The sequence below is a fragment of the Rhodopseudomonas palustris HaA2 genome (assembly GCF_000013365.1).
Lineage (GTDB): Bacteria > Pseudomonadota > Alphaproteobacteria > Rhizobiales > Xanthobacteraceae > Rhodopseudomonas > Rhodopseudomonas palustris_J.
Genome location: NC_007778.1, coordinates 5,059,232 through 5,075,517, shown reverse-complemented (window position 1 = coordinate 5,075,517; position 16,286 = coordinate 5,059,232). Strand labels below are relative to the sequence as shown.

The window sequence follows — 16,286 nt, the reverse complement described above, 5'->3', positions numbered from 1 at the left end:
CGATGCGATCCGACCTCTCCCCGCACGCGGGGAGAGGTGAGGCACCGCACGCGGGGAGAGGTGAGGCGCGCGCCGTTCGCGCACCGCCGCCATCAGTTCTTCTCCCGCTGGCGCACCATCGCGGTCAGCAGGTCCTTGATCTCGCGGTTCTGCTCGCCCTGGGCGTCGGCCCATTCGCGGATCATCTGCTGCTCGTTGCGCATATGGGCGACGAGATTCTGAATCGCGTCGGCGAGGTTGGCCATCGCCGCGGTGGTGGCGCGGTTGGCACCGCCGTCCTCCAGCGTCAGCCGCAGCCGTTCGATTGCGTTCTGCAGATCGCCGCTGCCGGCGATGCCGCCGTCGGCGGTGGCGCCGCGCACGGTCGAGGCCAGCCAGTCCTCGAGGTCGGTATAGAACCGGTTCTGCGCCTGGCTCGATTGCAGATCGAGGAAGCCGAGCACCAGCGAGCCGGCGAGGCCGAACAGCGACGACGAGAACGAGATGCCCATGCCGCCGAGCGGCGCGGCGAGGCCCTCTTTCAGCGTATCGAACAGCGAGCCGGCGTCGCCGGTCACCTTCAGCCCGCCGATCACCCCGCCGATCGCGCCGACCGTCTCGATCAGGCCCCAGAACGTGCCGAGCAGGCCCAGAAACACCAAGAGTCCGGTCATGTAGCGCGAGATGTCGCGCGCCTCGTCCAGCCGGGTCGCGATCGAATCCAGCAGATGCCGCATGATCTGCGGCGAGATCGTGATTCGGCCGCTGCGTTCGCCGCCGAGCAGGGCGGCCATCGGCGCCAGCAGCGTCGGCCGCCGCTCGATCGCCAGACCCGGATCGCTGATGCGGAATGTATTGACCCAGGCGACCTCGGGATACAGCCGGATCACCTGCCGGAACGCCAGCACGATGCCGATCAGCAGCACCAGGCAGATCAGACCGTTGAGCCCGGGATTGGCCATGAACGCGGCCATGACCTGCTTGTACAGCACCACCGTGATCAGCGCGCACAGCACCAGAAACACCAGCATCCGCACCAGGAAAATCCGCGGCGACGACAGCTTGGTGAGTTCGATCTCCATCGCCGGGCGGGAAGAGGGGCCAGATGCCATCGCGCGTTCGATCTCCGGTTTGCCGGGAGGGTTGTTTCCATCAATATGGCACAGTGCGACGCGGAAGGAAGGCTCGGCAGCGGTTATCCCGCACCTCCCTGCGCCACGCCGCGCAGCGCGGAACCGGCCGCTGAAACCGGGACTTGAACGATCGCGTATTTGCGGGGAACGTGGCGCGGCGATCAAGGATGATTTGATGACGGTTTTATATCTCGAGGCTCTGGTGGCGATCGGGCTGGCGCTGTCGGCGCTGATGGCGGGCGCCTGGGTGGTGCAGCAGAAGACCGGCAATTCCGGCTGGGTCGACACGATCTGGACGTTCTCGCTCGGCCTGACCGGCGCCGCCGCGTCGCTGTGGTCGGTCGACGGCGCGGAGGCGAATGCGCGGCAATGGCTGGTGGCGGCGCTTGTCGTCGCCTGGTCGGTGCGGCTCGGCTCGCACATTGCCGCGCGCAGCCGGCATATCGGCGATGATCCGCGTTATGCCGCCTTCGCCAAGGATTGGGGCGCCGACGCGCCGAAGAAGATGTTCGTCTTCCTGCAGCAGCAGGCCTACGGCTCGATCCCGCTGGTGTTCGCGATCTTCGTTGCGGCGCGCGCGCCGGCGGGCGACCTGCGGCTGCAGGACTGGCTCGGCATCCTGATTCTCGTGATCGGCATCGCCGGCGAGGGGCTGGCCGATTCGCAACTGAAGGCGTTCCGCCAAAATCCCGCCAACAAGGGCCAGGTCTGCGACGCCGGCCTGTGGGGCTGGTCGCGGCATCCGAACTACTTCTTCGAATGGTTCGGCTGGCTGGCCTATCCGGTGATCGCCATTCCGTTCGCCGATCCGTTGTCCTATCCATGGGGCTACGCCGCGCTGCTGGCGCCGCTGTTCATGTACTGGATCCTGGTGCACCTCACCGGCATTCCGCCGCTGGAGGAGCAGATGCTCAAATCCCGCGGCGAGCGCTACAAGGCGTATCAGGCGCGCACCAGCAAGTTCTTTCCGCTGCCGCCGGGGAACCCCGTGTCGAGAGGTCCTGCAACGTCATGAGTCTGATCTCCTCGATCATCGAGGCCGCCGAACGCGTTCCGCTGCCCGATCCGGTGATCCGCGTCGCGATCAACCGGCTGTGCGCGCGCACGGCGGCCAAGATGGCACGTGGCAACGAGGCCGCCGACGCCGCCTTCGCCCGCGAGATGGCGGCGCGCGCGGTCGCCGAGCACACCGACGCCGCCAACGCCCAGCACTACGAGGTGCCGGCGGCGTTCTTCGGCAAGGTGCTGGGCCCGCACCGCAAATACTCGTCGTGTTTCTATCGGGAAGCCGACACCACGCTGGCGCAGGCCGAAGAGGAAGCGCTGCGGCTGACGATGGACCACGCCGATCTGCGCGACGGCCAGAGCATTCTCGAACTCGGCTGCGGCTGGGGCTCGCTGTCGCTGGCGATGGCGCAACGGTTTCCGTATGCCCGCATCGTCGCCGTGTCGAATTCGGCGTCGCAGCGCAACTACATCGAAGCCGAGGCGATCGCCCGCGACCTGCCGAATCTGCAGGTCGTGACCAGCGACATGAATGTGTTCGAGCCGCACGCGCAGTTCGACCGCATCGTCTCGGTCGAGATGTTCGAGCACATGATGAACTGGCGCAAGCTGTTGACCTGGATCCACGGCTGGTTGAAGCCCGGCGGTCTGTTCTTCATGCATATCTTCACCCACCGCTGCGGCGCCTATCTGTTCGATCGCGCCGACCGCGCGGATTGGATCGCGCAGCATTTTTTCACCGGCGGGGTGATGCCGAGCCACAAGCTGATCCGGCAATATGCCGATCTGTTCAGCGTCGAGGAGCAGTGGCGCTGGAGTGGCCGACACTATCAGCAGACTGCCGAGCACTGGCTCGCCAATTTCGACGCGCACCAGGACGAGATCGAAAAGATCCTGCGCCCGGTCTATGGCGACGACACCGCGCTGTGGATGCGGCGCTGGCGCTGGTTCTTCCTCGCCACCTCCGGCCTGTTCGGCTACGCCGATGGGGACGAATGGGGGGTCAGCCACTACCGGCTGAAGCCGGTGTGAGTCGGTTGTGATGCTGCAATGCGTCCGCACCACTGGAACTGGTCACGACTTGGTGAGTCCGTCGACCCGGTCCACGTTCGCGGCGAAAAACGATTAACGTTCAAATAACTACACGCTATCATCGTGGCGTTCGGAGGGCTCCGCGAGGCGGCAAAATTGATCCGGCGCAATGCCGTCCAGCGGTACTGGCGTCTACCTTTCCGTCACCAAGACAGGAGATGTAGCGTGTATCTCAATTCGCTCGGTTCGTTGGTGTTGTTCCTGACCTGTGCCGTCGCGCCCGCATTGATTGCGTATCTGGTGGTCGACGACATTCGGCAGAGGTTGTTCCGCCGTGCACAACCGCGAAAGCCGGAACCGGTGGTGGCTGCGCCCGCGCCGGTGCGCGCGCGGAGGATCGGTTTGTTTGCTTGGGCGAATAGCTGATCTGACGAGACAGGCGGCGCACCCGCCGCCCACGATCCGGGTGCAAAGCAACAGAAACCACAGTGAGGATGAAGCCTTGACCATTGTTGCATTGATCGCTGCGATCTACGTGCTGGTCGGCCTGATCGGCATCGTCGCCCTGTTCGTCGGTGGACGTGAGATGATGTCCCAGACGGCGCACTGGAAGCGCTTCGACGACGCGCATTACTGGGACGAGACGGCCGAAGACTGGCGCCCCCACGAGCACCTCGCCGTCGCCTCGCAGGCGCGCTGAGGCGCGGCGCACGCGCATCCAAGACCGATGATTTGAAAGATACACCGGCATCCGCCTCGTCAGGCGGGTGCCGGTTTCGTTTCGGAGGTGCTCGCTTCGGAAGGATCGGGCACGAATTCGAGAATATCGCCGGGCTGGCAATCCAGCGCCGCGCAGATCCGCTCCAGCGTATCGAAGCGGATACCCTTCACCTTACCCGACTTCAGCAGCGAAACGTTCTGCTCGGTGATGCCGATGCGCTCGGCCAGTTCTTTCGAACGCATCTTGCGCCGCGCCAGCATCACGTCGAGATTGACCACGATCGCCATCGGTTACACGAAGCTCGCATTCTCGTCGGCGATCCGCGTCGCCTCGCGCATCACAGTCGCGACTGCGATCAGCACGCCGCCGACGATCACCGAGATGTAGTCGTTGCTGGAGAAGGTCAGCACCAGCAGCCGCTGACCCGGCGGGTTGCCGAGCGACAGCACCAGCGCCAACACGGTCGCCGTCAGCGGGCCGAGCGCGCCCTGCGCCGCCACCGCGATGCCGAACCGCTGCAGATGCGTCGCCGTCGCCGCCGTGAAGACGCGCCCACGCGCGAAGTCGCCGAACAGCGCGCGCACGTTCAACAATCCCCACACCAGCACGGCGACCGGCACCGCGATGATGATCGCCGCCAGCGCCTGATTGCCGGCGTCGAGCGGCAGCCGGTTGCCGACGTCGCCGAGCTTCGTCAGCAGCAGGTTGCGGGTCCAGTTCTGGAACACGAAGGCGGCGCCGAGCAGGCCGACGATCAGCACGATGCCACCCGTCGTCACCCATTCCATCGCGCGAGACAGCCGCACCAGGCGGGCCGCGGCCGGGTCATCAGGCGCCATCGAGGCGATCGTGGAAGGGGCTTGCATTGCGGAACTCCATCATCTATTTCGAGATGAAATTATCGTATAACGATAAATTATCATCGTCAAGGTAGGGTCCACTTATGAACATCTCAGCTTTCGCCAGACCGCTCGCCGCTGCTGCCGCCGTCCTGGCGGTCGCTGCGCTGACGGCCTGCAGCTCCGTGCCGGTGACCTCGATGGTCAAGCTGGCGCGCACCGATCTTGCCACGGCCGATCCGGCGGCGCTGCGCATTGCCGTGCGGCTGCCGCAGGGCCTGCGGCCGCGCCGCGTGACGCTGCGGATCGCTGTCGCGGTGGGCGCCGACAAGAGGGAGCAGGCGTTCGTGCTGGCCGATCTCGACGATCCGGCCGAATTGCTGTCGCTGGCGGGCGAAGTGACCAACGACACCATGATCTACGCCTTCCGCATCGCGCCGGCGGACGTGCCGCGCGTGCTGGCGCTGCGGGACGAGATGGCCGCGCACAAGGCGAAGGGTGAGCGCGGCTCGCTGACGCTCGGCGTCGGCGCTGAAGCGTGCCGCATCGGCGCGCTGCCCGCCAAGGCGCTGATCACCAGCTATCTGAAGACCGAGCGCGCCGGCGATTTCTTCCCGCTGACGCGCGACGTCGATCTGCGCAAGGATGTGCCGAAAGAGGCCGCCCCCGAACGCATTCCGCTGTGCGGGTAATGCGCGGGCAGCCTAACCTCTCCCCGCGCGCGGGGAGAGGTCGGCCCGGCGGAGCGTAGCGTAGCCGGGCCGGGTGAGGGGGCGTCTCCGCGCGCCTGAGCGTCTCGAACTGTTGTTTGTAAGTCCCGATGACCGCCATCCGCGCTCGGCCGCGCGGAGACGCCCCCTCATCCCACCCTTCTCCCCGCACGCGGGGAGAAGGAGCAGGCCGTGCATCGAAGGGGCTCATCAGCTCTTCGGACACGTCGGAGGCGTATCATCCGACCATTCCGGCGCGGACAATTGCAGATCGTCGAGGCCGAGCAGGCCGATCGCGCGCAGCGCGATGTGGTCGATCATCTCGCTCAATGAGCGTGGTCGCTGATAGAACGCCGGCGAGATCGGCGCGACGATGCCGCCGATTTCGGTGACCTGCGCCATGGCGCGGATATGGCCCAGATGCAGCGGCGTCTCGCGCAGCATCAGCACCAGCCGGCGGCGTTCCTTGAGCTGCACGTCGGCGGCGCGCACCAGCAGATTGTCGAGATTGCCGGTGGCGATCGCCGACAGCGTGCGGATCGAGCACGGCGCCACGATCATGCCGCTGGTGCGGAACGAGCCCGACGCGATGCTGGCGCCGACATCGTTGAAATCGTGATGGCGGTCGACCAGCTCGAGGGTGTGGTGGAGCGCCTTGTCGCCGACCTCGTAGGCGATGGTCCGCTCGGCCGCCGCCGACACCACGAGATGCAGCTCGCAATCCGTGGTGGCGAGCAGTTCGACGATGCGCAGTCCGACCGCGGCCCCCGATGCGCCGCTGATGCCGACCACGATGCGATGCGGCGTGCTCATCGCAGCAGCCTGCGTTGCGCCAGGGCCGGCGTCGGCGCCGGGGGCAGCCCGAGGCTCGACCACATTGCGTCGACCCGCGCGATCACGTCCTTGTCCATCTCCAGCACCTTGCCCCATTCGCGCTCGGTCTCGGTGCCGATCTTGTTGGTGGCGTCGATGCCCAGCTTGCCGCCGAGCCCGGATTTCGGCGAGGCGAAATCGAGATAGTCGATCGGCGTATCGCTGATCGACAGCATGTCGCGCGAGGTGTCGGCGCGGGTCGACACCGCCCACATCACGTCGGCCCAGTCGCGCACGTCGACGTCGTCGTCGACGATGATCAAAAGCTTGGTGTAGCTGAACTGCGGCAGCATCGACCACAGCCCCATCATCAGCCGCCGCGCCTGGCCGGGATAGCGTTTCTTGATCGAGGCGACCGCAATTCGATAGGAGCACGCCTCCGGCGGCAGCCACAGATCGACGATCTCCGGAAACTGCCGCCGCGCGACGGGGAGGAACACGTCGTTGAACGCCTCGCCGAGCCGCGACGGCTCGTCCGGCGGACGCCCCGTATAGGTCGACAGATAGATCGGACTGCGCCGCATCGTGATCGCGGTGATCCGCATCACCGGGAATTCCTCGACCGCGTTGTAATAGCCGGTGTGGTCGCCATAGGGGCCCTCCGGCGCGGTCTCGGTCGGCGACACGAAGCCTTCCAGCACGATCTCGGCGTCGGCCGGCACGTTCAGCGGAATCCCGACGCAGGGCGTCATGCTCGGGCGGTCGCCGCGCAGCAGCCCGGAGAATTTGATCTCGGAGATATTCTCCGGCAGCGGCAGCACCGCCGACAGGATCATCGCCGGGTCGGCGCCGATCACGATCGCGACCGGCATCTCGCGCCCCTCGGCCTTCCATTGGTGGTGATGCTTGGCGCCGCCGCGATGCGCCAGCCAGCGCATGATGATGCGATCCTTGCCCAGCACCTGGATGCGGTAGACGCCGACATTGTCGGTGCCGGGCGCGCCGGGTGGCGGCCTGGTGAACACCAGCGGCCAGGTGATCAGCGGCGCCGGCTCGCCCGGCCACGGAATCTGGATCGGCAGCCGGCCGAGATCGACCGCGTCCCCGGTCAGCACCACGTCCTGCGCCGGTGCGGTCTTGGCGGTCTTCGGCCGCATCGACAGCGCTGCGCGGGCCATCGGCAATTTGCTCAATGCGTCGGTGAGGCTTTGCGGCGGCGCCGGCTCGCGCATTTCGGCGAGCGCTTCGCCCAGCGCCGACAGATTTTGCGGTTCGATGCCGAGCCCCCACGCCACCCGCTCGACGGTGCCGAACAAATTGACCAGAATCGGCATCTCCGACGGCGTGCCGTCGGCCTTGACCGGATGTTCGATCAGCAGCGCCGGGCCGCCGGCGTGCAGCACGCGGCGATGGATTTCGGTCAGTTCGTGGACCACCGAGACCGGCTTCTTGATCCGGTGCAACTGCCCGCGGGATTCCAGATAGGCGGCGAAAGCGCGGAGGTCCGGAAAGGGCGGTTTGACGCGGCTCAGCATGGTGTCTCCGTGCGGACGCTTCTGGTCAGCACTTGGGATCGGGTCTGTCTTTGATCAGGCGCAAAGAAGTACCGGCGGGACTGGTTAAACGGAAGACTCCTCATAAGGTGGCCCATGTCGGTATCCAATTCGTCCGTCTCCAGGATGCCCGCGCCGCTTGCCCTCGCGACGCGGGTTCTGCCGCTGTTGCCCCTGCAGGTGTTGCTCGGCATTTGCCTGCGGGAGATCCGCAGTCGGCATCCCCGCATCTTCGATCGGCTGGGCTCGCACACCGGCAAGCGCTACGGCCTCGATCCGAGCGATCTGCCGATCGCCTTCGTGCTCGAGCCGCGACGGATGAATCCGCGCGTCACGGTGGTGCGCACGCTGCCGTCGAACATCGACGCGCGCATCGCCGGTCCGCTGTCGGCGCTGATCGGCATGACCGACGGCTCCTATGACGGCGACGCGCTGTTCTTCTCGCGCGACATCGAGATCGACGGCGACATGGAGGCGGTGGTCGCGCTGCGCAATGCGATCGACGATTCGCGGGTCGATTTCCTCAAGGAGTCGGTGGCGTGGTTCGGCCCGCTGGCGACGCCGATCGAGCGGATTCTGCGGAGCATCGTCGGCGCGCAGCCGACCTATCGCGAAGAAATGGGCGTCGGAGGCGGAGGCTAGAGCATGGAACTGATCTGTCCGGCGGGCACGCCCGCGGCGCTGCACGATGCCGTCGCGGTGGGGGCCGATGCGATCTATTGCGGCTTCAACGACGAGACCAATGCGCGCAATTTCCCGGGGCTGAATTTCAGCCGCGAGGAAATGCGCGAGTCGATCGCGCACGCGCATCGCTACGGCGTCAACGTGCTGGTGGCGATTAACACCTTCGCCCGCGCCGGCAATGTCGAGCTGTGGCAGCGCGCGGTCGACGACGCGGTCGAGGCCGAAGCCGATGCGGTGATCCTCGCCGATGTCGGCGTGATGGATTATTGCGCCAGGACCCATCCGCAGCAGCGCCTGCACGTCTCGGTGCAGGCCGCCGCGGCGAACGCGGATTCGATCCGGTTCTATGTCGACAGCTTCAACGCCAAGCGCGTGGTGCTGCCGCGCGTGCTCAGCGTGCAGGAGATCGCCGCGATCACGCGCGAGGTCAAGTGCGAGACCGAAGTGTTCATCTTCGGCGGGCTGTGCGTGATGGAGGAGGGTCGCTGCTCGCTGTCGTCCTACGCCACCGGCAAATCGCCGAACATGGACGGGGTCTGCTCGCCGGCGGGCGCGATCCAGTATCGCGAGGAGAACGGCGCGCTGATCTCGCGGCTCGGCGATTTCACCATCAACAAATTCGCCAAGGGCGAGGCGGCGGCCTATCCGACGCTGTGCAAGGGGCGCTACCAGACCGACGAGGGCTGCGGCTATCTGTTCGAGGACCCGGCTTCGCTCGACGCCACCACGATGCTGCCGGAGCTGCGCGCCGCCGGCGTCGCGGCGCTGAAGATCGAGGGCCGCCAGCGCGGCCGCGCCTATATCGAGCGCGTGGTGAAGACCTTCAAGGAGGTGCTGAGCGCGCTGGACGACGGAAGGCCGTTGCCGGTCGACGCGCTGCGCGGGCTCAGCGAGGGCCAGTCCAACACCACCGGCGCCTACAAGAAGACCTGGCGCTGAGCCACGCGTCGCCGCAGACCTGCAGCGCGACAACAAGGCGCGCAAACGCAGCACCGCCAACTCACAACGAGGCTATTCCCATGCAACTCACGCTCGGACCGGTGCTCTACAACTGGAAGCCGGAGGCATGGCGCGACTTCTATTTCCGCATCGCCGATGAAGCGCCGGTCGACGTCGTGATCGTCGGCGAGGTGGTGTGCTCGAAGCGATCGCCGTTCCTCGAGCCGCACATCCCGGCGGTGGTCGAACGGCTGTCGAATGCCGGCAAGACCGTGCTGATGGGCTCGCTGACGCTGATGTCGCTGCCGCGCGAGCGCAAGGCGATGCTCGAGCTCGCCGGCGACGATCAGTTCACCATGGAAGTCAACGATCTCACCTGTCTGGGGATGCTCGGCGGCAAGCCGCATGCGATCGGCCCGTTCGTCAACATCTACAACGAGGCCACCGCGAAGTATTTTGCCTCGCGCGGCGCGACCAGAATTTGTCTGCCGCCGGAATTGCCGCTGTCGGCGATCCGCGCGATCGCGCGCTCGCTGCCCGAGGTGACGTTCGAGGTGTTCGCGTTCGGCCGGGTGCCGCTGGCGATCTCGGCCCGCTGCTATCACGCCCGGCTCAACAAGCTGTCGAAGGACAATTGCCGATTCGTCTGCGAGCAGGATCCCGACGGCCTCGCGGTGACGACGCTCGACGACGAGCCGTTTCTGGCGATGAACGGCGTGCAGACGCTGTCCTACACCTGCGCCAGCCTGCTCGGCGACATCGACAAACTCCGCGACGCCGGCGCCGGCAGCCTGCGGCTGTCGCCGCAGCAATGCGACATGGTTGCGGTGGCGCAGCTGTTCCGCGACGTCATCGACGGCAAGCTGGCGGCGAGCGACAGTGCGGCGAAGCTGTCGGCGATCTATCCGCTGCAACAGTCCAACGGCTTCCTGTTCTCCAAGCCGGGCGCAGCGTTCATCACAGACTCGGGCGACGTGCGGCGGATCGTGCCGGCGGCGTGATAACCCTCTCACCGGGTGCTGACCAACCCTCTCCCCTCGTGGGAGAGGGTGGCTTCGCGCAGCGAAGCCGGGTGAGGGGGCCGCGGGCACGGCGTCCGCGTCGACCCCTCATCCGACGCGGACTTTCGTCCGCGCCACCTTCTCCCACAAGGGGAGAAGGAAGAAGCGCCACGCTCCGTCTCAGCTCAGCGGCTTCAGAATCTTCGCCAGCGTGCCGTGGATGATTTCGTTGCCGGCGACGATGTCGCCGGTCTTCAGCGGGTCGCCGCCGTTGATGTCGCCGACGGTGCCGCCGGCTTCGCGGACGAAGACGATGCCCGCGGCGATGTCCCAGGGCGACAAATTGCGCTCCCAATAGCCGTCGAAGCGGCCGGCCGCCACGAAGGCGAGGTCGAGCGAGGCGGTGCCCATCCGGCGCAGCCCCGCGACCTTCGGCTGCAGCGCCGCCATCTCGCGCTGGTTCTGGGCGAAGTCGCCGCGGCCGAGATGCGGCAGGCCGCAGGCGATGACGCAGTCGTGCAGTTCACGGCGGCCGGCGACGCGCAGCCGGTGGTCGTTGACGAAGGCGCCCTTGCCGCGTTCGGCGATGTAGAGGTCCTCGGTCGCCGGATTGTAGATAAGCCCGGCGATCAGCGTGTCGTCGCGCTGCAGGCCGATCGAGATGGCGAAATGCGGGATGCCGTGCAGGAAGTTGGTGGTGCCGTCGAGCGGATCGACGATCCAGGTGTGGCTCTTGTCGGCGCCCTCGCGGATGCCGCCCTCCTCGCCGAGGAAGCCGTAGCCCGGCCGCGCCTTGGTGAGGTCCTCGTACAGCATCTCCTCGGCGCGCTTGTCGGCGAGCGAGACGAAATTCGCCGGGCCCTTCAGTGACACCTGCAGGTTCTCGACTTCACCGAAATCGCGCTTGAGGCTGCGGCCGGCGCGGCGCGCGGCCTTGACCATGACGTTGATGAGGGCGGAATGGATCATGGACTGAGGTCTCGCAGCGACCTGCGACAGGTCTGAATGAGGTTTTTGGGGGGATTATGCCGAAGGGGTGCCCTGCGCAGGGGGGCGCGTCAACCCCGGATCATTTCCCGCCGACCCATTTCTTCGCGGCCTCCTGGGCCTTGGCGCGGTCCTCGGCGCTGAGCTGGGCCTGCGCCTCGTCGAGCATCAGGTCGCCCTTGCCGGCGGTCTTGGCGACCAGGTGCCATTTGATCGCCTCGACCGGGTCGCGCGGCGCGCCCTGGCCGCTGAGCAGCACATGCGCCAGCCGGTTCTGCGCGATCGGGTTGTTGGCGCGCGCCGCCTTGCGCAGCAGCGCCACCGCGGCCGGCTCGTTCTTCACCGTGCCGGTGCCGTTGTAGAGCGCGATCGCGTATTCGACCTCGGCGGGAACATTGCCGGCGACCGCCGCGGCCTGCAGCAGCCGCACCGACTGCTCGACGTTCTTCTCCACCCCGGTGCCCTCCTTGTAGAAGGTCGCCAGCGCATATTGTGCCTCGGGATTGCCGGCGTCGGCGGCCACCCGCAGCAGTTCGGCGGAGCGCTTGATGTCCTGCGGGAAGGTCTGGCCGTCGAGATACAGCAGCGCCAGATTATACGCCGCGCGCGGCTCGCCGAGCTTGGCCGAGGACGCCAGCCATTTGGCGGCTTCCTCGCGGTTCGCCGGCCCGCCGCCGCGCCCCGCCATCCGCGCCATGGCCAGCGCGAACATCGCCTCGCGGTCGCCGAGATCGGCGGCGCGCCTGTACCATTCCACCGCCTTGTCGTAGTCGCGCTTGATTCCGAGCGCGTTGGCGTAAAGCTCGCCCAGCATCGTCATCGCCTTGGGATCGTTGAAATCCCGGGCGCGCTGCAGCGCGATTTCGAACGCGGTCTTGTAGAACCCGCGCTGATACGCGCCATAGACCAGATCGACATTGGGATCGTCGACATCGGTGGTGGTCTCTGCGCCCTCCGCCGTAGCGCCGGACTTGGCCGCGCCGGCCTTGTCGGCGGAAGGCTTTTTCGCCTTGTCCTTGTCGGCCGGGGCGGCGGCAGGTTTCGGCCGCGGCTTGGGCTTTTCCGGTTCCAGCGGCTTGGGAAACGGGTTGGGCGGCGACGGCGTCAGCGACAATTGCGCCGACGCGCCGGTGGCGAGCAGCAGCATGGCCGCAGCGATCGAGATCGGGCGTAGCGCCTTCATGGATTATCCTTGCGCCGGCGCCGGCGCGGTCCCGGCGAAGCCCTGCTTCAGCGCCGCCTCGGCGTCCGCGAGCGCCGCCGCAGCGCCGTCCGCTTCGGCCCAGATGTGGTCGCCGACCAGCACGAAATCCGCGCCGGCGGCGGCGAATTCTCCAACCTCGTCGCGCGAGATCGCGTAGCCGACGCAGGGCGGCTCGAACAGTTCGGCCCACCAGTTCAGCCGGTCGGCGATCGCCTCGGTCGAGGGCCGGGTGCCATCCGCGGCCGGCTCGCCGAACAGCACATAGTCGGCGCCGGCTTCACCCGCGACCATCGAATCGTGCCGCGTCTCCAGCGCGCCGACGCCGGCGATGCGCTGCGGCTGCAATTGCGGCAGCCATTCCTGCATCGCGGCGAGCCCCGACAGATGCGCGCCATCGGCGCCGCCACGCGCCACCAGATCGGCGTGGCCGTCGAGCAACAGCGCCGCGCCGCCGGCCTGTGCGACCGCCGTCACCGCCTTGATCCGGGTGATCAGCGTGCGCGGGTCGGAGGGCGCGAGCCGCAGCAGCACCGCCGCCACATCGGCGGCGGCGAGCAGGTGCGGCAACGCTGCCAGCAACTGTGCGGGATCGTCCACGACCGGCGTCGCGAGATAGAGGCGCGGCGCCGGGCGCGGCGGGGCAGGCTTGGCCATCGGCGTTATGCGGCCTTCTTGCTTTCGAGGTCGGATGACCACTCGCCCTTGCTGGCGAGCGAGTTCATTTTCGCCCGGTGGGTGAATGCGGCCTGGCCGGCCGCGACGTTGTCGGCCTTGCCGGACCACGCCTTCTGCGGCGCGGCCTGCAGGGCACGGCCGTAGGAGAAGGTGAGGCCCCAAGGAAGGCCCGAAGTCAGGCCGCCGATTTTGTTCATGGCGTCGAGATGCGCGGTGGCGTCCTCGTCGGACTGGCCGCCCGACAGGAACGCGATGCCCGGCACCGCCGACGGCACGCAGGCCTTCAACAGCTTCACGGTCTTCTCCGCGACTTCCTGCACGCCGGCCGACTTGGCCGACTTCTTGCCGGCGACCGCCATGTTCGGCTTCAGCACCATGCCTTCGAGCGCGACCTTCTGGTAGTACAGCTCCTGGAAGGTCTCCTTGAGCACGAATTCGGTGACCTCGTAGCAGCGGTCGATGTCGTGGTCGCCGTCCATCAGCACCTCGGGCTCGACGATCGGCACGATCTGCGCCTGCTGGCACAGCGCCGCATAGCGCGCCAGCGCATGCGCGTTGGTGTGGATCGCGGCGTAGCTCGGAATGCCGGCGCCGATATCGATCACCGCGCGCCATTTCGCGAAGCGCGCGCCCTGCTTGTAATATTTCGCCAGCCGCTCGGCGAGCTTGTCGAGACCGACGGTGATGGTTTCGCCCGGGCAGTTCGGCAGTGGCTGGGTGCCTTCGTCGACCTTGATGCCGGGGATGCTGCCGGCCTGCTCGATCAGCTTCACCAAGGGCGTACCGTCGGCGGCGTTCTGCCAGATCGTCTCGTCGTACAGGATCACGCCGGAGATGTAGTCGTTCATCGCCTCTTTGGAGCGGAACATCATCTCGCGATAGTCGCGGCGGCTGGTCTCGGTCGATTCGACGCCGATCACGTCGAACCGCTTCTTGATGGTTCCCGAGGATTCGTCGGCGGCGAGAATGCCCTTGCCGGGCGCGACCATGGCGCGGGCGATCGTGTTCAGGTCGGCGAGATTCATCGGCTTCTCCGTTGGGCTGTTTTCTTGGTTGGTTTTGCGGTCCGCAAGGGTCTCGAACGTCCAGACCGTCTTAGACAATGCCCAGGAAAATGGCGAGGGCGCGATTGACCGCGGAGATTTCTTCGGGAGAGAGGCGGCCGATGACGGGGCCGGTCTTCTCGCGCAGAACTGTCGCGGGCTTGTCGACCATCACGAGCGAGCGTTCGCGCAGACCATTCATCGACGATGGTTCGATCAAGACGCGGCATGGCTCGCTGTCGGTCAGGTAGCTCGTAAGCGGCAGCACGGCGACGGAATTCAGATGCAAGTATCTATTCGACTGGACGATCAAGGCTGGCCTGGGTTTCCCGTATTCGCCCCGCAGCGAAACAGTGACCAGTTCGCCATACATCATCGCCAGTCGCTGAAGTCGCCGAGTTCCAGCATTCCTTCCAGAACCCGGCGGCTTTCTTCGTCCTCATTGATGACGTCGATGGCCCGCGCCAGTTGCGCCTTGAACTCGGGCGTGTCGACATCCGGAACCCAGATGGTCACCGGCTTCAACCCCATCGCCTTCATCCTCTCGCGGTGGCGCCGCACGCGTTCGGCGCTGGGGCTGCGCGACTTGGCTCTGCTCATCGTGGCCGCCCGCTTGCCCTTGGCGGGCTTGTCGGCCTTCTTATCCATCGCGGCCTCCGTCGGAAGCGTTACATGTAACGCAACATAGGCTTTGGATGGGCCGGCCGCAAGCCGGCGCCTGAGCGCCGGCCGCAGAGCCTCACTTCACCCGCAGCACCTCGACGCCGGGCAGCGGCTTGCCTTCCATCCATTCGAGGAAGGCGCCGCCGGCGGTCGAGATGTAGGTGAAATCGTCGGCCACGCCGGCGTGGTTCAGCGCCGCCACGGTGTCGCCGCCGCCGGCGACCGAGATCAGCATCCCGGCCTTGGTGCGGCGGGCGGCGTGCCTGGCCGCCTCGACCGTGCCCTTGTCGAACGGCGTCAGCTCGAAGGCGCCGACCGGGCCGTTCCAGACCAATGTTGCGGCGTCGTCGATCGCCGCATGGATGCGCTCGATCGAGCGCGGGCCGACGTCGAGGATCATGGCGTCGTCCGGAATCGCGTCGAGGCCGTAGGCGAAGGACGGCGCGTTGGCCTCGAAATGATACGCCACGGTGGCGTCGACCGGCAGGATGATCGCGCAGCTGGCGGCCTCGGCCTTGTTCATGATCCGCAGCGCGGTCTCGGCCAGATCCTTTTCGCAGAGCGATTTGCCGACCTTGAAGCCCTGGGCGTGCAGGAAGGTGTTGGCCATGCCGCCGCCGATCACCAGCGCCTGCACCTTGGTGACGAGGTTTTCCAGGAGGTCGATCTTGCTCGACACCTTGGCGCCGCCGACAATGGCGATCACCGGCTTGGTCGGCGCTTCCAGCGCCTTGTTCAGCGCCACCAGCTCGGCCTGCATGGTGCGGCCCGCATAGGCCGGCAGCTTGTGGCCGAGGCCCTCGGTGGAGGCGTGGGCGCGGTGCGCCGCCGAGAACGCGTCATTGACCCAGATGTCGCCGAGCTCGGCGAGCTTGGCGACGAACGTCGGATCGTTCTTTTCCTCTTCAGGATGGAACCGGGTGTTCTCGAGGCAGAGGATGTCGCCGTCCTGCATCGCCGCGATCGCTGTCGCGGCGGGCTCGCCGACACAGTCCTCGGCGAAGCCGACCGGCTTCTTGATGACGTCCGCGAGCGCGGCCGCGACCGGCTTCAGCGAGTTCTTGTCGTCCCGCCCCTTCGGCCGGCCGAAATGCGCCAGCAGGATCACCTTGCCGCCCTTGCCGGCGATCTCGGTGATCGTCGGCGCGACACGGTCGAGCCGCGTGGTGTCGGTGACCTTGCCGGAATCCATCGGCACGTTGAGATCGACGCGCAGCAGCACGCGTTGGCCTTTGACGTCGACGTCGTCGAGGGTGCGGAATGATTTGGTCATGTGATGTGTCCCGGACGCGGTGCAGCGCGAAG

General features: G+C 66.8%; 20 protein-coding genes. 8 read left to right on the top strand and 12 right to left on the bottom strand.

The window, feature by feature from the left end; translation table 11 throughout:
- Nucleotides 1–92: 92 nt before the first annotated feature.
- Nucleotides 93–1,091, bottom strand: a complete 999-nt coding sequence (locus RPB_RS22605) for a hypothetical protein (RefSeq protein ID WP_011443353.1) — start codon at nt 1,089–1,091, stop codon at nt 93–95.
- Between the two features lie 196 nt (nt 1,092–1,287).
- On the opposite strand from RPB_RS22605, the gene RPB_RS22600 reads away from it, so the two are divergent.
- The 4 genes from RPB_RS22600 to RPB_RS22585 all read left to right on the top strand — a co-directional run bounded on the left by RPB_RS22600 (nt 1,288) and on the right by RPB_RS22585 (nt 3,849).
- The gene (locus RPB_RS22600) at nt 1,288–2,127 is read left to right on the top strand and encodes a DUF1295 domain-containing protein (protein ID WP_011443352.1); all 840 of its coding nucleotides are present in this window, start codon (nt 1,288–1,290) and stop codon (nt 2,125–2,127) included.
- Nucleotides 2,124–3,149: an SAM-dependent methyltransferase gene (locus RPB_RS22595; RefSeq protein WP_011443351.1), complete on the top strand. Its 1,026-nt coding sequence runs from the start codon at nt 2,124–2,126 to the stop codon at nt 3,147–3,149. The genes RPB_RS22600 and RPB_RS22595 overlap by 4 nt, the downstream gene beginning before the upstream one ends.
- A gap of 225 nt (nt 3,150–3,374) precedes the next feature.
- Complete coding sequence (locus RPB_RS22590) at nt 3,375–3,575, top strand: hypothetical protein (protein ID WP_011443350.1); 201 nt, start codon at nt 3,375–3,377, stop codon at nt 3,573–3,575.
- A gap of 76 nt (nt 3,576–3,651) precedes the next feature.
- Nucleotides 3,652–3,849, top strand: coding sequence for a hypothetical protein (locus RPB_RS22585; protein WP_041798429.1), 198 nt, complete (start codon nt 3,652–3,654; stop codon nt 3,847–3,849).
- A gap of 59 nt (nt 3,850–3,908) precedes the next feature.
- On the opposite strand, the gene RPB_RS22580 is transcribed toward RPB_RS22585, so the two are convergent.
- Nucleotides 3,909–4,157 carry a helix-turn-helix domain-containing protein gene (locus RPB_RS22580; RefSeq protein ID WP_011443348.1) on the bottom strand — a complete coding sequence of 83 codons (249 nt, stop codon included), beginning with the start codon at nt 4,155–4,157 and terminating at the stop codon, nt 3,909–3,911.
- A 3-nt stretch (nt 4,158–4,160) separates the two neighbouring features.
- Nucleotides 4,161–4,736 carry a DUF2975 domain-containing protein gene (locus RPB_RS22575; protein WP_011443347.1) on the bottom strand — a complete coding sequence of 192 codons (576 nt, stop codon included), beginning with the start codon at nt 4,734–4,736 and terminating at the stop codon, nt 4,161–4,163.
- Nucleotides 4,737–4,813: 77 nt separating this feature from the next.
- Between RPB_RS22575 and RPB_RS22570 the strand changes: the two genes are divergently transcribed.
- Complete coding sequence (locus RPB_RS22570; protein WP_011443346.1) at nt 4,814–5,401, top strand: hypothetical protein; 588 nt, start codon at nt 4,814–4,816, stop codon at nt 5,399–5,401.
- 228 nt (nt 5,402–5,629) lie between these two features.
- Here RPB_RS22570 and RPB_RS22565 read toward each other — a convergent pair whose 3' ends face one another.
- Nucleotides 5,630–6,232 carry a UbiX family flavin prenyltransferase gene (locus tag RPB_RS22565; RefSeq protein ID WP_011443345.1) on the bottom strand — a complete coding sequence of 201 codons (603 nt, stop codon included), beginning with the start codon at nt 6,230–6,232 and terminating at the stop codon, nt 5,630–5,632.
- Nucleotides 6,229–7,767: a UbiD family decarboxylase gene (locus RPB_RS22560; RefSeq protein WP_011443344.1), complete on the bottom strand. Its 1,539-nt coding sequence runs from the start codon at nt 7,765–7,767 to the stop codon at nt 6,229–6,231. Before RPB_RS22560 ends, RPB_RS22565 begins: the two co-directional genes overlap by 4 nt.
- 114 nt (nt 7,768–7,881) lie before the next feature.
- Between RPB_RS22560 and ubiT the strand changes: the two genes are divergently transcribed.
- The 3 genes from ubiT (at nt 7,882) to RPB_RS22545 (ending at nt 10,409) form a co-directional block, all read left to right on the top strand.
- Nucleotides 7,882–8,427: a ubiquinone anaerobic biosynthesis accessory factor UbiT gene (gene ubiT, locus RPB_RS22555; RefSeq protein WP_011443343.1), complete on the top strand. Its 546-nt coding sequence runs from the start codon at nt 7,882–7,884 to the stop codon at nt 8,425–8,427.
- A 3-nt stretch (nt 8,428–8,430) separates the two neighbouring features.
- Nucleotides 8,431–9,408 (top strand): ubiquinone anaerobic biosynthesis protein UbiU, encoded by a 978-nt coding sequence (gene ubiU, locus RPB_RS22550; RefSeq protein ID WP_011443342.1) that lies wholly within the window; start codon nt 8,431–8,433, stop codon nt 9,406–9,408.
- Between the two features lie 80 nt (nt 9,409–9,488).
- Nucleotides 9,489–10,409 (top strand): U32 family peptidase, encoded by a 921-nt coding sequence (locus RPB_RS22545; protein ID WP_011443341.1) that lies wholly within the window; start codon nt 9,489–9,491, stop codon nt 10,407–10,409.
- A gap of 180 nt (nt 10,410–10,589) precedes the next feature.
- Here RPB_RS22545 and RPB_RS22540 read toward each other — a convergent pair whose 3' ends face one another.
- From RPB_RS22540 to RPB_RS22510, 7 genes are all read right to left on the bottom strand, one after another.
- Nucleotides 10,590–11,378 (bottom strand): inositol monophosphatase family protein, encoded by a 789-nt coding sequence (locus RPB_RS22540; RefSeq protein ID WP_011443340.1) that lies wholly within the window; start codon nt 11,376–11,378, stop codon nt 10,590–10,592.
- Nucleotides 11,379–11,478: 100 nt separating this feature from the next.
- On the bottom strand, nt 11,479–12,579 hold the full coding sequence (locus RPB_RS22535) for a tetratricopeptide repeat protein (protein ID WP_011443339.1): 1,101 nt from the start codon (nt 12,577–12,579) through the stop codon (nt 11,479–11,481).
- 3 nt (nt 12,580–12,582) lie between these two features.
- Nucleotides 12,583–13,254, bottom strand: coding sequence for a thiamine phosphate synthase (locus RPB_RS22530; protein ID WP_011443338.1), 672 nt, complete (start codon nt 13,252–13,254; stop codon nt 12,583–12,585).
- Between the two features lie 5 nt (nt 13,255–13,259).
- Nucleotides 13,260–14,300, bottom strand: a complete 1,041-nt coding sequence (locus RPB_RS22525) for a class I fructose-bisphosphate aldolase (protein ID WP_011443337.1) — start codon at nt 14,298–14,300, stop codon at nt 13,260–13,262.
- Nucleotides 14,301–14,370: 70 nt separating this feature from the next.
- Nucleotides 14,371–14,691, bottom strand: a complete 321-nt coding sequence (locus tag RPB_RS22520) for a type II toxin-antitoxin system PemK/MazF family toxin (protein ID WP_349644119.1) — start codon at nt 14,689–14,691, stop codon at nt 14,371–14,373.
- The gene (locus RPB_RS22515) at nt 14,691–14,966 is read right to left on the bottom strand and encodes an antitoxin MazE family protein (protein WP_011443335.1); all 276 of its coding nucleotides are present in this window, start codon (nt 14,964–14,966) and stop codon (nt 14,691–14,693) included. Before RPB_RS22515 ends, RPB_RS22520 begins: the two co-directional genes overlap by 1 nt.
- A 91-nt stretch (nt 14,967–15,057) precedes the next feature.
- Entirely contained in the window at nt 15,058–16,254 is a 1,197-nt protein-coding gene (locus tag RPB_RS22510; RefSeq protein WP_011443334.1) for a phosphoglycerate kinase, read from the bottom strand.
- Nucleotides 16,255–16,286: the final 32 nt, after the last annotated feature.

Coding starts and splice junctions, on each gene's coding strand:
- RPB_RS22540 (WP_011443340.1), bottom strand. CDS start 11,378: ATGATCCATTCCGCCCTCATCAACGTCATGGTCAAGGCCGCGCGCCGC.
- ubiU (WP_011443342.1), top strand. CDS start 8,431: ATGGAACTGATCTGTCCGGCGGGCACGCCCGCGGCGCTGCACGATGCC.
- RPB_RS22560 (WP_011443344.1), bottom strand. CDS start 7,767: ATGCTGAGCCGCGTCAAACCGCCCTTTCCGGACCTCCGCGCTTTCGCC.
- RPB_RS22530 (WP_011443338.1), bottom strand. CDS start 13,254: ATGGCCAAGCCTGCCCCGCCGCGCCCGGCGCCGCGCCTCTATCTCGCG.
- RPB_RS22600 (WP_011443352.1), top strand. CDS start 1,288: ATGACGGTTTTATATCTCGAGGCTCTGGTGGCGATCGGGCTGGCGCTG.
- RPB_RS22515 (WP_011443335.1), bottom strand. CDS start 14,966: ATGGATAAGAAGGCCGACAAGCCCGCCAAGGGCAAGCGGGCGGCCACG.
- RPB_RS22580 (WP_011443348.1), bottom strand. CDS start 4,157: ATGGCGATCGTGGTCAATCTCGACGTGATGCTGGCGCGGCGCAAGATG.
- RPB_RS22605 (WP_011443353.1), bottom strand. CDS start 1,091: ATGGCATCTGGCCCCTCTTCCCGCCCGGCGATGGAGATCGAACTCACC.
- RPB_RS22520 (WP_349644119.1), bottom strand. CDS start 14,691: ATGTATGGCGAACTGGTCACTGTTTCGCTGCGGGGCGAATACGGGAAA.
- RPB_RS22535 (WP_011443339.1), bottom strand. CDS start 12,579: ATGAAGGCGCTACGCCCGATCTCGATCGCTGCGGCCATGCTGCTGCTC.
- RPB_RS22525 (WP_011443337.1), bottom strand. CDS start 14,300: ATGAATCTCGCCGACCTGAACACGATCGCCCGCGCCATGGTCGCGCCC.
- RPB_RS22565 (WP_011443345.1), bottom strand. CDS start 6,232: ATGAGCACGCCGCATCGCATCGTGGTCGGCATCAGCGGCGCATCGGGG.
- RPB_RS22570 (WP_011443346.1), top strand. CDS start 4,814: ATGAACATCTCAGCTTTCGCCAGACCGCTCGCCGCTGCTGCCGCCGTC.
- RPB_RS22545 (WP_011443341.1), top strand. CDS start 9,489: ATGCAACTCACGCTCGGACCGGTGCTCTACAACTGGAAGCCGGAGGCA.
- RPB_RS22510 (WP_011443334.1), bottom strand. CDS start 16,254: ATGACCAAATCATTCCGCACCCTCGACGACGTCGACGTCAAAGGCCAA.
- RPB_RS22575 (WP_011443347.1), bottom strand. CDS start 4,736: ATGCAAGCCCCTTCCACGATCGCCTCGATGGCGCCTGATGACCCGGCC.
- ubiT (WP_011443343.1), top strand. CDS start 7,882: ATGTCGGTATCCAATTCGTCCGTCTCCAGGATGCCCGCGCCGCTTGCC.
- RPB_RS22595 (WP_011443351.1), top strand. CDS start 2,124: ATGAGTCTGATCTCCTCGATCATCGAGGCCGCCGAACGCGTTCCGCTG.